Genomic DNA, 14540 nt, shown 5'->3' on the forward strand with positions numbered 1-14540 from the left:
AGCTACCCGCGGAAGCAGGCTTGAGCAATGGGTTAGGTATCAGCCGTGCCTAAATGCGACCCTTGGTTACCAATTTCCAATAGTGCTCGCCCAGCACAGTCAAACGACAGGACTTCGAGTTCATCGCTGCGAAGTACATGTGATCTTCACCTACCGGCTTGACAAGATTCAGGCGGTTGAGCTTCTGGAGAAGAGCAAACTTGCGATTGTTCTCGGGGTCCGGGGCTATGCCATGGTTCGGTGCGGGCGGCTGTGGTTCAAAGCTAGGATCGAGTGGAAACTCATCGATTGGGTTCTTGAACAAGATCGCGATCTGTCTCAAGTCGTCAAGCGAGATAGGCGGTGTTACTCTTCGGATTGAGCAGAAGCGTTTGACGTTGGTTTTGAAGATTGGCCGCTGCTCCCAAGCCGACAACGACTGATCTATGTGAGCGTAGATGCCGCCGGGTGTGATTTCTCCTGTTAGGTTCGCCGCCCCGCCGTTCAGAGCATCCACAAAGAGTTTCGTGAAAACACCCGATCCATTCTCCTCTGTCGCGTATTGATCCTTGCTCGATGCCGTAAGGATTGTTAGGCCTTCGCTGAGTAGAGCCTTTTCACCCAACGACTTTGGAGAACCGGCGGCGCCAGAGTAGCAGCTGTCGAGAACAAGGACCTTGTTCTTGGCCTTAGACTCATTTGCGATGGTCAATAGCTCATCCAATGGAAGTCCAGCGTCCGGATCATCGCAGTCAGAGGTGACCAAGTATCCGCCGGAATCTTCCACGTGTCCGTGACCAGCAAAGTATAGGAGTGCGATCTCTGGGTCGTCTGCAAAGAGAGCAATCACCAAGTCCTTGAGTTGCCTACGACTGATTGCGGAAGCTGAGTCGACGGATGTGTGAAGTTGAACGTCAAAGTTCAAAGCACCGTCCATATGACGAAGTAGAACTTGATTTACTGCATAGGCGTCGTTCACGCAGCCGTAAAGTGATCCTGCGCCTGGGTAGTAGTTGATGCCGACAACTAGCGCCTTTCTCACTTCAGATCCTTTCGTAGTACAAGTCCCAGACGCTTTGGGCGACACTTAAAGTATTCCAGCCTACCTGCTTCTTACTGTTATCTACGACTATGCCTGAGGCTCTCTCTTGTCCTCTTGGGTTCACAGCAAGGATAGGTTTTCCGTAGTAGTTGGCACCATCAATCTCTTGCTGTATCCATTTGCTGTGAGTTGTGTACATTCCGGTCGGAATTACCACGACGTGGGACATAGCGATCTGTTTGTAAATGGCCTCACGGAGTTCGTCGGCATTTGCGGCATTGTGGATCGGATCATGCTTTGGAACGGAGTAGTTTCGAAAATCAATCTTTGCCTGTCCGAACTGAAAGTACTCAGAGAATAGCCATTCCTCTAGCTTGTCGTAGACCTCGGAGTACTTCCAGGAGTGACTAATAAATACATGGACTTGGTGCAGACTCATCTTCTGCTCTCCCTTGCGTCGCTTACCTTAAGCAAGACCTATATTGTGTTATGTGTGTCCAGCTCGGGAACGCGTGCATACCCGCAGCCGGGCACAGCTGTCCAGCGCCACCACAAAGGTGGTGTATTTGCTATGTTGATATGCCCCACATACGGGCATATCAACATAGCAAATACACCAGTACAACATCCACCTTCCAACTAGCCGATCAGGTGTTTTGTCAGCAAGAACACGACCGTCCGCGCACAAATCAAACATAGCCTTAATGGGTTAAACAATACATCAGTTACATCCCGATGTAACACCCCCGAAAGTTAGGGGTTGAGCATGTAACTGCCTGATTCAGGCGGCGCACATCATCGACGTACAAACCCCGCACTTAGGCAAGCTGGGTGACCGCTTTTCCCTGGCATTCGCCAAACCTAGCACTTCCACGTTGAATTCTTGCCTGTAATCCATGTGCGGCCTGGGATTCATGGCACACTGCAGTCAGGCATCGCCTCTCTTTCCTAAAGTAGCACCCCACCCCGCCCCGCGCGGCCTTGTTATTGCTTGTTTAACTGTTGCCCCAACTGCCTCACCAGAGCAAGCGCGTGCTTGCCCTGCCGATTCGATCCACATCCACCACACAGAAACGAGATCGTCATGATAGGCATGAAATTTTCCATCGGACTGCAATACGAGGTGCTCAACTGCCCGGCAGATTTTATTTTCAATGTGCATGCCGCTGAAACGGCCGGCCAGAGGATAGTGACCGAGCGCCTGAGCATCAGCCAGAATGTGCATCAGGAAATGTATGTGGACCCGTTCTACGGCACCCGCTATCTGCGCCTGAATGCGCAGCCCGGGCCGCTCAGCCTAGAATACGAGGCCACGGTGGAGATCACGCATGCGATCGCGGACCCGAGCCAGCTGCATGAAGTGCCGATCGCGCAGCTGCCGCTGGAGATCATGCGCTATATCTACCCCAGCCGTTATTGTCAGTCCGACCGGCTTGGCAAGTTCGCGCTGCAGGCGTTCGGCCATGTGCCGCCCGGGTTCAGCCGCGTCCAGGCGATGATCGCCTGGATATTGGAGCGCACCACGTTTCAATCCGGCACCACCAACAGCAGTACCTCGGCCACCGACACCTTGCTGGAGCAGCGCGGTGTATGTCGTGATTTTGCGCATCTGCTGATCGCTTTATGCCGTGCCATGAATATCCCGGCGCGCTTTGTCACCGGCATCGATTATGGTGCCGACCCGGCACTGGGGCCGTGCGATTTTCATGCCTATGTGGAGGTGTATCTGAGCGGCCGCTGGTATCTGTTCGACCCTAGCGGTGTTTCCATCCCGATGGGGCTGGTGCGCATGGGCACCGGCCGTGATGCCGCCGATGTGGCCTTTGCCACGGTGTTCGGTGCCATCCATTCATGGTCACCCAAGATCACGATTGACCCCATCCACGACCCGGCCAATGGCTACGACATGCCGACGCACACGGCACAGGCGCTGTGCAGCTGCTAGAGGCTGAGTGGGCCAACAGCACGCTGCCGGGCTGGTCTTTAGTGCCAGCTCAACATGCCAGCTCAACATGCCAGCTCAACATGCCAGCTCAACATGCCAGCTCAACATGCCAGCTCAACATGCCAGCTCAACATGCCAGCTCAACATGCCAGCTCAACATGCCAGCTCAACATGCCAACTCGACCATGCATGGACAAACACGATGCACACCGTTATTTGCATACCGATAAAACATTACATATAATCAGTAATTACTTATTTATCGGTATGCATTATGCCTAGGCGAGACCCTGAAGTTACGCCCTTCCCTCTGCCTGTCATTCAGCGCTTGGTACAGTGGGCTAAAGTGATTCGTGCACAACGGCAGCAGATGCAATTGCCCATGCGCGACTTTGCCTACCGCCTCAATATTAGCCTGGATACCTTGCAACGCATGGAGCGTGGCGAGCCCACTGTACAAGCATCGACCTATCTCAATGCCCTGCTGGCCCTGGGGGTGATGGATGCGCTGTGCCCCACCCCAACAGAGGCGCTGATGGCAAGCTCGCAGGCCAGGGTGCGCCACAAAAAGGCCAGCGAGCCCGATGATTACTTCTAGCGCCTATGTGCATTTGCAGCGCCCGGATAATGGCGATTGGGTGATCGTAGGCAGGTATACGCTTGAGCGCCCCGAAACGCCCGACAGCCCAGAAAAACCAGTCGGACAATTTGTCTACGCACCGTCTTATCTGGATGCGGCTTACCCTTGGGTGATAGACCCGATCAATTTGCCACGACTCGATTCAGTGCCCTACCCGGCTTACCGGTACAAGGGGCTGACCGATGTGTTACGCGACATCAGCCCGGACGCCTGGGGCAAGCTGATCCTGCAGCACGAATATCACCTGGGCAGCCATGCCCATGAGTTTGATTATCTGATGCATGCAGGCAATATGGATAGATGGGGTGCGCTTACGGTAAGCCGCTCTAAAAAGCCGGACACCGCCTCTATTCTTGCTTGATTCGGTCTGGCGGTCACGCCACCCGACTGACCTGTTCCTTTAACTGCATGACCGCATCCGGCGCAGCGCGCACACGGAACAGTGCGCCTTCATCGCTGGCGCTTTCTTCCAGCACCTGACAGTTGGCGTAGATGTCGCGGCGCAGTTGCTGCGCGGACCAGGGCAGGAACAGCTCGGCTTCGATCAGGTCGCGCTGGAAGAAGGCCACGATGATCTGATGCAGCCTGGCGACCTCCTCCGGGCGGCGCGCACTCATCACCACACAGTCCGGGTATTTTTCGCGCAGGGCCGCTTCGCATGTGGCTTGAGCCGCTGCGTCACCCACGTGGTCGATCTTGTTGAACACGCGGATACGCGGCACTTCGTGCGCTTCGATCTCGTTCAGCACGGTGTCGGTGACTTCCAGCTGGCGCTCGAAGCCCGGATCGCTGGCGTCGATGACATGCAGCAGCAAAGCGGCGTCCAGCGCCTCATCCAGCGTTGATTTGAACGAGGCCACCAGGCCGTGCGGCAAGTTCTTGATGAAACCCACCGTGTCGCTGACCAGCACGCGCGGCATGCTTTCCGGGTGCAGGGTGCGCACGGTGGTATCCAGCGTGGCGAACAGTTTGTTGGCCACCAGCACCTCACTGCCGGTGAGGGCGCGCATCAGCGTGGATTTGCCCGCGTTGGTATAGCCCACCAGCGCGACATTGGCCTGGCTTTGGCGGTCCTGACGGCGCGCACGCTGGGTCTTGCGCTCCGCGTCCATGGCCACGATCTCCTGTTGCAGCTCGGCGATGCGGTCACGGATCTTGCGGCGGTCCAGCTCGGTATGCGATTCACCACCGCCACGGCCACCCGCGCCACTGCGCTGACGGCCTTGCGGGCCAGCCAGCTTGGCGGCTTCGCGCATACGTGGCGCCATATAGCCTAAGCGGGCGATCTCCACCTGCGCGCGCGCCGCACGGGAGCGGGCATTGCGGTGGAAGATCTCCAGGATGACCATGGTGCGGTCCATCACCTCGCAGCCGACTTCTTTTTCCAGATTACGGGCCTGCGATGGCGAGATCTCGTGGTCCACCAGCAGGGCCTCGATCTCCTGTGCATCCGGGTCGGGGGTCATCTCGTCCGCGTCTTCCCCCTCGCCTTCCGGGTTCACAAAATCGCGGATCTCCTGCCGTTTGCCCACACCCAGGTAAGCGGTCATGTCGAAGCTGGAGCGCTTTTGCACAAAAGTACGCACCACCTGATAGCCCAGTGTCTTGGCCAGCTCGCGCAGCTCGTTGAGCGAGGCTTCGAACTCGATATCCGTCACATCGGACAGTTGTACGGCCGCGACAACGGCGTAACGCGGGGCTTGTTGATCTTCGATTTGCATTCAGCGTGGAGGGATTGAATTAGCGAAGGCAGATAGTACCTGCAAATGCGCACGCTGCCTGCATGACAGCACTTGGCAATGATGGATTGCGGTGCCTGAAGAGGAAATGTGATGCCTGGAGCAAACATAGATTGGCCTTGCAGAAGACCTATGCAGCGCGGCGTTGCCAGCTAGCCGACCAGCTAGCTGGCTGAGCAATCGCCTAGCTTTGCAACAAGGCCGCTTGCGGCTGCCTGGTCTGTGCGGCGACCATGCGGCGACTCTGGCGCTTGCGCAACCAGATCAGCACGCCGGTCAGTGACAGCATGGCCACCATCAGCCCCATGGCCGAGATCAGGATGCGACCGGGCAAGCCAAGGATGCGGCCGGAATGCAGCGGGAACTGGGCCTGCATGAAAATATCGCCCGCCGTGCCGGTGCCCGGCACGTTGTCGCCCAGATAGCGCCCGTCCGGCCCGTCAAAATACAGCCAGGGGTTGCCCAGTCCGCCGTCGCCGTGGTCGTTGCCGGGCTGGAAAAAGCCCACGCCGTATACGCCCACTTCGGTGGAATAGAACACGGCCCCGGCCGGGTCGGTCCAGCCGCGCTTGCTGGCTTCGGCGCGGGCCAGCTGCACGACCTGCTCACGACTCACACCGGGCTGATAGGGCAGATCAGGCGCTTGCGGGGCACGCACCAGGAAGGGGCTGGGGGTCAGCTCGGAGAACAGCGAGACGATAGGCCGCATCACCTGAAAATTCAGGTTCATGGACACCGAGGTGACCGCCACGATGAGCAGCAGCGCCCACACCCACACGCCACCCGAGCGATGCAGATCGAAGGTGACCTTGCGGCTGCCCTGCCCCCAGCGGAACGCGAAGGACTTGCGCCAGCTGGCAAAGCTGGGGAACGAGATCCACAGCGCGACGAAGCTGTCGATCACCCACAGGATGCCGACGATGCCAAAGATCAGAATGCCCAACTCGATGCCGAAGCCATCCGGGATGTGCAGGCTGTAATGCAGCTTGTACAGGAAGGGCAGCAGGTTCTCGCGCGACAGCGACACCTCGCCCCACATGCGGCGGCCCTGCTCCTCGGCAGTCACCGGGTCCAGCGCCACCTGGTTGTAGTCCACCGTGTAGGCTTTGCCGTTGGCCGGGTCTATCCTGGGCTTGACCATCATGCCGGTGGTGTGACCGGGCTCGTGCAGCAAGGGCAGATAGGTCACCAGCATGCGCGGGTCGCGCGCTTCCACCTGCCGGGCCAGCGCGAACGCCGATTGCGGTGTGCTGCTGGCGGCGCTGCGCGCATGGAACAGGTCCGGGTTCAGCCACTCATCCAGCTCATGGTCCCAGGAGATGATGGCACCGGTCAGCCCGGCCACGAACAGGAACACGGCCGTGGTCAGGCCCAGCCAGCGATGCAGTATGACGAAGACATTACGCATGGCGATCACCAACGGTAGGTGGCGCTGATCAGCACGCTGCGACGCGCGCCTACGAAGCAATCACCTCGTCCCAGGCAGGTGCTTACGTATTTTTCATCGGTGAGGTTCTGCGCATTGAGGGCATAACGCCAGTTGCTGTTCTCCCATCCCAGCATGGCATCGCCCAGCAATACAGAATCCACACTGGGCGCCGTGGTGTCGCGGAAGCTGCTGAAATAACGTGCGCCCAGTCCGGCCGAGAAGCCATCGATATCCGCGATGCTGAAGCGGTACTTGCTCCAGATGGCGGCCTGATGCTCGGGGATGCCGTCCAGCGCCTTGTCGTTCTCGATATAGTTATAGTGCGCCGCCACATCCATACGCCGCGTGATGCGACCCAGCCAGGACAGCTCCAGGCCGCTGGTCTGGGTCTTGCCCGCCTGGATCTGGTTGAGCGGGTTGTTCGGGTCGTTGATGAGGCGGTTGTTCTCGCGCAGGTCATACACCGCTGCGGTCAGGCTGTAATTGCCGTTCACGGGCTGATACTTCACGCCGACCTCGTGCTGCTTGCCTTCCATGGGCGTGAAGCGCTGGCCGATGAAGTTGGTGCCCGTCACCGGCGTGAACGATTCACTGTAGCTGACGTAAGGCGACAGGCCATTGTCTGCCGCGTACATGAGTGCCAGACGCCCGGTGGTGGCAGCGTCCTGCTCGGTGCCGCCACCGTCGATGGCGTTGTAGGCACGGTCACGGCGCAGGCCAGCCACCACGATCCAGTTGGGGCCGAATTTCATCTGATCCTGCACATAGAAACCGACCTGGCGCTGCATGGCGTCAGGCGCGGCATTGGTGGCGCGGATCTTGTAGCCGGTGTAGACCGGGTTAAACACGTCGATATCCGGCACACCACCGCCCTGTCCCACCGGGGCATCAAAACCGGTCTTCAGGCTTTGATCGAAATGGACATAATCCAGGCCCAGCAATAATTTGTGGCGTATGAAGCCGGTCGCGAAATCCCCCTGCAGATGCTGGTCTGCGGTGAGGTTGCGCGCCTTGGTCAGTGCGGCATAGGCATAGCGCCCGATGATGCGCTGGTTAGGGTCCAGGTAGGAATTGCCGGGATTGCTGAAGGAATCCGCATACAGGCTGCGGTAATCCACCTCGTTATCGGAATAGCGGAAGTTCTGGCGCACGGTCCAGGCATCGCTGAAGCGATGCTCGAACTGCCAGCCTATGGCTTTGTAGGTGGAATCGTACCGGTCATTGCCGGGCTCGCCTATGAACCGGTCAGTGGGGATGCGGCCATTCGGATTGCGCGTCACATAACCGCTCCAGGGCAAGAACTGCAAGGTCGAGCCGGATTTATCCTTCTGGTAATCCGCACGCAGCGTGAAGCTGGTGTCGTCATTGGGACGGTAGGTGATGGAAGGCGCGATCAGCACGCGGTCATCGCTGACATGGTCCACCTGGGTATCAGCATCACGGCCGACCGCCACCAGACGGTACAGCAAAGTGCCATCTTCATTGAGCGGGCCGGTGAAATCGCCACGGATCTGCTTGCGGTTGAAACTGCCGAGCTGCACGCCGATCTCGTTCTGGGCTTCCGCCTGCGGCATCTTGCTGACGGCATTGACGATGCCCGCCGTGCTGCCCTGCCCGTACAGCACCGAGGCCGGGCCACGCAGCACTTCGATGCGTTCCAGCGCATACGGATCGATACGGATGGTGCTGGTATAGAAGCCGAACAGGCGACGCAAACCGTCGCGGTACTCGGTGGGATAAGCGCCACGCACCAGATAGCCATCGCTGCGCGAATCCACACCGAAGGCATCGGAACGCACGCCTGCCGCGTAATTCAGCGCATCCTGCATGTTCTGTGCGCCCAGGTCTTCCATGAACTCACGGGTCACCACGCTCACCGACTGTGGCGTTTCGTTGAGGGGGGTGTCGGTCTTGGTGGCGGTCGCGCTCTGTTTGGCGGCATAGCCCTGCACCGGGCCGTTGGCCTTTTCTTTCGCGGTGACCGCTTTCACGGTGACTTCGGGCAGCGTCTCGGCGGCGGCAGGCACGTCAGCAGGTGGCGCTAGCGGGGCAGCGTGGGCTGTCGCACTCATTACCATGAGCACGGCCAGATGGAGAGTATTGGGCTTGAACATAGCCGGTGTTCCTTTAATCGGATTAAAGAATCACTGGCTGGCTACACTAGACTGGCTGGCTGGTGATACGTGTGGTTTTAGTCAAGATGGCCACGACAAATGCCATGGCCATCAGATTCAATCGTTGTAGTGCGTTGCGGCGTACTCGCCGCCGTGCCGTGCTGCCTTTACGCCATCACTCCGGCGTACTGACAAAGCCCAGCTTGGTGATGCCTACGGTCTGCGCATCGGCCATGATCCCGGCCAGCAACTGATAACGCGTGTTCTTGTCCGCACGCAGGTGCAACTCCGGCTGCGGCTCGATCTGCGCTGCCTGCTGCAGCTTGACCTTGAGCTCACCCTCCACCAGAGGCACATCGTTCCAGTACAGCTTGCCAGCCTCATCGATGGCGATGGAAATGACCTCGGGCTTGTCCGGCAGCGGCTGACTGCTGGCTTGCGGCAGGTCGATCTTGACGGCGTGGGTGAGCAGCGGTGCGGTGATGATGAAGATCACCAGCAGCACCAGCATCACATCGACCAGCGGCGTGGTGTTGATCTCGGCCATGGGCTGGCCGTGAGCATCGCCATTGGGATTGAGAAAACTCATGCGGTGACCTCTTTCAGCCTGGCACGCTGTGCCGCCTCTGCCGCTTTGGCGGCGCGGTTGATCATGGGTGCGCCCGTGGTCAGCAGCGTGTGCAACTCATGTGCGAACTGTTCCATCTCGGCCATCAGCACGCGGTTGCCGCGCAGCAGGGCGTTGTAAGCCAGTACCGCCGGGATGGCCACCGCCAGCCCGATGGCGGTCATGATCAGTGCTTCGCCGACCGGGCCTGCCACCTTGTCCAGCGTGGCCTGACCGCTCATGCTGATGCTGGCCAGCGCGTGATAGATGCCCCACACGGTGCCGAACAGACCTACGAATGGCGATACGCTACCCACGGAGGCCAGCACACTGAGGCCTTGTTCCATCCTGGCACTTTCTTGCGAGATGGCACGGCGCATCACGCGCACGATGAACTCGTCCTGGCTGACGCCCTCTGCATGGCGCTTGGCCGCTTGCTGGTGATGCTCGGAAGCATCCACAGCCTGCATGGCCACACGTGCCAGTGGCGTCTCCACCGGCTGCAACGCAGCCTGTAGCGTAGGCGCTTGCCAGAACTGTTGTGCATAGTCACGGCTGGCACGACGCAGCTGCAGGAACTGCCAGGTCTTGGTGACGATGAGGTACCAGCTGGCGACCGACATCGCCAGCAACATCAGGGCAACGGCGATCGAGACCGGACCACCTTCGGTGATGAAGGTGAGGCTGTTGAATTCATAGGCGTTCTGCATGCAGATAAACTCCGATTAACTTTTTTGGAATGAGGGACTGAAAGCGCCAGCCTGCACAGCAGCAAGGGCTGCTGTGCAGCTGGGCTATGTGCGCTTAGCTTTGCAGTGAGAAATTGACTGGCACCAGCACATAAGCACTGATGGGTTGGTTATCGCGCTTGGCCGGAATGAAACGCCAGCCTTTCACCGCCGCGATAGCGGCATGATCAAGACGCGTGTAACCGCTGCCCTGTTCCAGCTGTACCGATTCAGCCCCACCTTCCACCGACACCAGCACACGCAGCAACACGCGGCCCTCCTCGCCGGAACGGCGCGACAGGTTGGGGTATTGCGGAGGCGGGTTGGAGAGGTAAGAAGCACCGAACCTGGGCGGCTCGATCACGGGTTCGCGCTTGGGTTCGGCCACCACCACGGGCTGAGGCTCGGGCGCAGGTGCTTGCACCACCACCGGCGCAGTCGGCGCTTCCACCACGGGTTGAGCCACCGGCTGGGCGGCCGTTTCGGTCACAGGCTTGGGTGTGGGCTGCTCCACCACAGGCTTGGGTTTGGGGATGACTTTTTTGACTACAGGTTCAGGCTTGGGCACCACCGGCACCACTTCCGGTTCCGGCTTGGGGGCAGGGTTGGCCACCAGGCTGACCGTCATGGGCTCCATCTGGGGCACCTCGGCGGGCTTGATCGCGGCATGGGTCAGCAGCATGCCGAATACCGCAGCATGCGCCGCCAGCACGAACGCCAGCTTGCCGTAGGCAGGCGACAGCTCGGCGGTGAACGCGCGGCCACCACCCAGTGGCGACAGTGCACGCACGCTGCGCGCTGGCGGCGTATCGTAATGGGGGACCAGACGTAGATTAGTGGACATTGCCTAGGTTTCTCAAAAACTGGTTGACCTCACGGGAGGCACTCAGCGCCTGTAACTTGCTGACCGCTTGCTGCATCACTTTGTGCAGGGTTTCAAATGCCTCGACTTCCAGGCGCAGGCTGAGCGCGCCGACTTCCAGCTCCGCCACACCGCACTCTTCGCAATACACCACCCGGCAATGCTCTTCGCCAGACAGCAGGATGCGCTTGCATTGTTTGGTATTCATAACCGCCTCTCTTCGCTCACCTACTTGGTGAGGATCAGCTTGCCCTGACTGGTCAGCCGCAAACGGTATTCAGCCCCGGCGTGCTGAATGATCAACTCACGAGCCCCTGCGAACAGCTGCTCACTGGTGTAGCGCGGTATCGACAACCCCGGTGTTTTCACAGGGCCTGGTGCCGCAGTGTTATTTATAACGTTAATGATAATGATTCCTATTAAATAGGTCAAGTGATTGAAAAAAAAGGTCGCCCGAAAGCGACCGAGTGAGGAGACCTGTATTCGATAGTGCTAGATGCGGTTGGCGTAGTACTCGACCACCTGCTGCACATCCACCGGGAACGGCACATCATCGGCGGCTGGCAGGTGGGCGATGGTGGCGGTGTGTTGCTGCTCGTCCCAGCTCAGCCATTCCGGACGTGTCAGCGGCAGATCCTTAAGCGTTTCCACCACCAGAGGCAATTGCAGACTGCTGGCTTTCAGCGTGATGCTGTCACCGGCGCGCAAACGCATGGAGGGGATGTTCACACTGCGACCATTCAGCAGCAGGTGGCGATGCGACACCAGCTGGCGCGCAGCGGCGATGGTAGGCGCAAACCCGGCACGGAACGCCACGTTGTCGAGACGACGCTCCAGCAACTGCAGCAGGGTTTCGCCGGTCGGTGCTTTACCGCGTCGCGCATCGATCATCAGTCGGCGCAGCTGACGTTCGGTGAGGCCATAGTTGAAGCGCAGCTTCTGCTTCTCCTGCAGCTTCACACCAAAGTCGGATTTGCGGCGGCGCGTGGCCTTGGCACCGTGCTGACCAGGCGGCGTCGGGCGGGATTCCATGCTTTTGCGTGACAGGCCAGGCAAATCCAGCCCCAGTGCGCGCATGATCTTGAGTCGTGGTCCGGTAAATCGTGACATCGTTATTTCCTGAATCGCTAACTAAAAATTGATCTGCAAAAAATGGATCCACGAAAATTGGATCCCATAGTGCAAGTGCATGGCATCAATGCACCACGCCGCTACCCGGCTGGATGGAGCACATCAGCGCATCCTGCGCCTCGGGTGTCGCGGCTTCCGACTGGCTGTGCAGAATGTCCTGCCACTGCGCCACAAGCCGCCCCGCCACCTCGGACACCAGCCTGGATTCCGCGTAATGCGGCGCCTGCAGCTTGCGTGCGAGACTAAGGGCGACCTTGGCGAGATCAGCCGAGGGCTGATTCACATAACGCGTGGCGATCCAGCTCAAAGACGCCAGCAGGTCGCTGGCTTTTGGCAGGTCCACATCGTAGTCATTGGTGCTGGAAGCGGTTTGCATCGCCTGTTCCTGATTAAGTTTTGATAATGATAATGATTCGCATTTAATGAGTCAAGCGGAATTGATGATGAGCACCACAAACTTGAGTCTGCTGACGTGCAGGATGAACTGATGGCTTGATATGGTGGACTGCTGAGTGGGTTCGCCCTGCGACTGGCTACTTGGCTACTTACAGGTGATGGACAGAATTGGGTCGTCGTTCCCGCGCAGGCGGGAACCCAGGCAAGGTCAATCACCCGCGACATGCACTTCCCGGCAGGACGCAAATACCGTCGTTCAAACGGGAGCGCAGCTAGCCTCGCATCCCGCATCCCGGTTCAGCTTAATTGCCTGGATTCCCGCCTGCGCGGGAACGACGACATGCCGTGACCTCGTTTTCTGGCTTGCACCGGAAGACGATATCAGGTGGTGTTGACTTACCTCCCCTGCTGCCAAGCCGAGCAACGCAGACCCGTCTGGGGTCTTCGGCGAGCACTGTCTGAAGTCCGCAGGCGCTCACGTCTTGTGTGAGCGACCAGGCTGAGTTGCGCAGCCGCCAGACGGGCCGAGTCGCGCAGGGTAGCCGCAGGCCTTGCTAGGGGGTGCCCTTCTCTTTGGCTACTTTCTCTTGGGCAAACAAGAGAAAGTAGCTCGCCTGCCGGGCGAGACCGGCTCACACAGTTAGTTTCGGCGGACTGCTGAAGCGAGTCCGCCCTACCTGCTGTCGTCATTCCGGCGCAGGCCGGAATCCAGGCGGCGCAACTCACCACTCGGTCAGCACTGTTCAAGCATATCGAGGAAGCCTGGAGCACACCATACGGCGCAATGCGCTGCGCTTATTGGCGCCCTACTTGTTCACACCTATTTTTTCACCCCGACTCGCCCCGTCACTCAGTCGGAAAGCAGCTAGCCACGGCATCCACATCCCGATTCAGCTTAATTGCCTGGATCCCCTCCCACGCGGGAACGACGATATCGCACCAGACTCAATCTTCATGGACTTCGGCGTATCGCTCGGCCAGGTAATCCAGCAAGACACGCACGGAGGGCAACAAGCCTCGACGGCTGGGGAACACGGCATGCACGATCTCTTTAGGCGGCACCCATTCCGGCAACAGATGACGCAGCCTGCCATCGGCAAGCTCTGCCTCCAGCAACATCAATGGCAGTTGCACCACCCCCACGCCGGCCAGTGCGGCATGACGCAGCGCCACCATGTCCGTGGTGATGAAGCGTGGCTGATGATGCAGCTTAACCTCAGCGCCATTCGGGCCATGCAGTTGCCATTGATGCAGCTGCTGCGCTGCGCCCAGCGCCAGACTGGGCCAGTGCTGCAAATCAGACGGGTTCTCTGGCAGACCAAGCTGTGCGATCAAGGCCGGACTAGCCACCAGACACTGCTTGCGGTCTGCCAGCACGCGCATCACCAGATCGCTGCTCTGCAGAGGCGGCGGACGCACGCGAATGGCGATGTCCATGGCCTCGGCGATCACGTCCACACGCCGGTTGGTGGCTTCCAGTTGCACCACCACCTGCGGGTAACGCACCATGAAATCGGCCAGCATGGCCCCGAAGTGCGCATGCAGCAGCGCGATCGGACAGGAGATGCGCACGCTGCCACGTGGCTCGGCACGCGTGACTTCGATGGCCTCCTGCGCGGCCTCCGCTTCCACCAGCATGGCTTTGCAATGCTCGAAATAACGACGCCCCACCTCGGTCACGGTAAAGGTGCGTGTGGAGCGCTGGATCAAGCGCACACCCAGCCGCTCTTCCAGCAGCGCGATACGCCGACTGAGCCGGGATTTAGGCATGCCGATGGCACGCCCGGCAGCGGCAAAGCCGCCATGCTCCACGGCCTGCACAAAATAATAGAGATCGTTGAGGTCTTGCATACGCACTCCTTGCGCACTCCATCGTCCTATAAATGAAACGATGAGTTGTAATTTAGCAGACTACTCAACCATTGATG

At 59.2% G+C, this 14540-nt stretch carries 16 protein-coding genes; 3 read left to right on the forward strand and 13 right to left on the reverse strand.

Annotation, left to right across the window (positions count from 1 at the left end):
* Positions 1-49: 49 nt before the first annotated feature.
* Positions 50-1021: a caspase family protein gene (locus ED236_RS03190; protein ID WP_123236460.1), complete on the reverse strand. Its 972-nt coding sequence runs from the start codon at positions 1019-1021 to the stop codon at positions 50-52.
* A gap of 1 nt (position 1022) precedes the next feature.
* Positions 1023-1460, reverse strand: coding sequence for a TIR domain-containing protein (locus ED236_RS03195; RefSeq protein WP_123236461.1), 438 nt, complete (start codon positions 1458-1460; stop codon positions 1023-1025).
* A gap of 654 nt (positions 1461-2114) precedes the next feature.
* Between ED236_RS03195 and ED236_RS03200 the strand changes: the two genes are divergently transcribed.
* The 3 genes from ED236_RS03200 (at position 2115) to ED236_RS03210 (ending at position 3967) form a co-directional block, all read left to right on the forward strand.
* Positions 2115-2966 carry a transglutaminase-like domain-containing protein gene (locus ED236_RS03200; protein ID WP_240032004.1) on the forward strand — a complete coding sequence of 284 codons (852 nt, stop codon included), beginning with the start codon at positions 2115-2117 and terminating at the stop codon, positions 2964-2966.
* A gap of 382 nt (positions 2967-3348) precedes the next feature.
* On the forward strand, positions 3349-3564 hold the full coding sequence (locus tag ED236_RS03205) for a hypothetical protein (protein WP_123236463.1): 216 nt from the start codon (positions 3349-3351) through the stop codon (positions 3562-3564).
* Positions 3551-3967: a HipA N-terminal domain-containing protein gene (locus tag ED236_RS03210; RefSeq protein ID WP_123236464.1), complete on the forward strand. Its 417-nt coding sequence runs from the start codon at positions 3551-3553 to the stop codon at positions 3965-3967. Before ED236_RS03205 ends, ED236_RS03210 begins: the two co-directional genes overlap by 14 nt.
* 13 nt (positions 3968-3980) lie before the next feature.
* Here ED236_RS03210 and hflX read toward each other — a convergent pair whose 3' ends face one another.
* From hflX to ED236_RS03265, 11 genes are all read right to left on the reverse strand, one after another.
* Positions 3981-5327, reverse strand: coding sequence for a GTPase HflX (hflX, locus tag ED236_RS03215; protein ID WP_123236465.1), 1347 nt, complete (start codon positions 5325-5327; stop codon positions 3981-3983).
* 202 nt (positions 5328-5529) lie between these two features.
* Positions 5530-6753: a PepSY-associated TM helix domain-containing protein gene (locus ED236_RS03220; protein WP_123236611.1), complete on the reverse strand. Its 1224-nt coding sequence runs from the start codon at positions 6751-6753 to the stop codon at positions 5530-5532.
* Positions 6754-6758: 5 nt separating this feature from the next.
* On the reverse strand, positions 6759-8888 hold the full coding sequence (locus ED236_RS03225; protein ID WP_123236466.1) for a TonB-dependent siderophore receptor: 2130 nt from the start codon (positions 8886-8888) through the stop codon (positions 6759-6761).
* A gap of 175 nt (positions 8889-9063) precedes the next feature.
* Positions 9064-9477 carry an ExbD/TolR family protein gene (locus ED236_RS03230; RefSeq protein ID WP_123236467.1) on the reverse strand — a complete coding sequence of 138 codons (414 nt, stop codon included), beginning with the start codon at positions 9475-9477 and terminating at the stop codon, positions 9064-9066.
* Entirely contained in the window at positions 9474-10205 is a 732-nt protein-coding gene (locus ED236_RS03235) for a MotA/TolQ/ExbB proton channel family protein (protein WP_123236468.1), read from the reverse strand. The genes ED236_RS03230 and ED236_RS03235 overlap by 4 nt, the downstream gene beginning before the upstream one ends.
* 94 nt (positions 10206-10299) lie before the next feature.
* Positions 10300-11067 (reverse strand): energy transducer TonB, encoded by a 768-nt coding sequence (locus ED236_RS12715; protein WP_123236469.1) that lies wholly within the window; start codon positions 11065-11067, stop codon positions 10300-10302.
* A complete protein-coding gene (locus ED236_RS03245) occupies positions 11057-11293 on the reverse strand; it encodes a hypothetical protein (protein ID WP_123236470.1) in 237 nt (78 codons plus the stop codon). Before ED236_RS03245 ends, ED236_RS12715 begins: the two co-directional genes overlap by 11 nt.
* 20 nt (positions 11294-11313) lie before the next feature.
* The gene (gene hemP, locus ED236_RS03250; protein ID WP_240032005.1) at positions 11314-11454 is read right to left on the reverse strand and encodes a hemin uptake protein HemP; all 141 of its coding nucleotides are present in this window, start codon (positions 11452-11454) and stop codon (positions 11314-11316) included.
* 123 nt (positions 11455-11577) lie between these two features.
* Positions 11578-12195, reverse strand: coding sequence for a 30S ribosomal protein S4 (gene rpsD / locus ED236_RS03255; protein ID WP_123236471.1), 618 nt, complete (start codon positions 12193-12195; stop codon positions 11578-11580).
* An 85-nt stretch (positions 12196-12280) separates the two neighbouring features.
* The gene (locus tag ED236_RS03260) at positions 12281-12592 is read right to left on the reverse strand and encodes a hypothetical protein (RefSeq protein WP_193726054.1); all 312 of its coding nucleotides are present in this window, start codon (positions 12590-12592) and stop codon (positions 12281-12283) included.
* Positions 12593-13557: 965 nt separating this feature from the next.
* The gene (locus ED236_RS03265; protein WP_123236472.1) at positions 13558-14463 is read right to left on the reverse strand and encodes a LysR family transcriptional regulator; all 906 of its coding nucleotides are present in this window, start codon (positions 14461-14463) and stop codon (positions 13558-13560) included.
* Positions 14464-14540: the final 77 nt, after the last annotated feature.

It is taken from the genome of Pseudomethylobacillus aquaticus (assembly GCF_003730115.1).
GTDB classification, from domain to species: Bacteria; Pseudomonadota; Gammaproteobacteria; order Burkholderiales; family Methylophilaceae; genus Pseudomethylobacillus; species Pseudomethylobacillus aquaticus.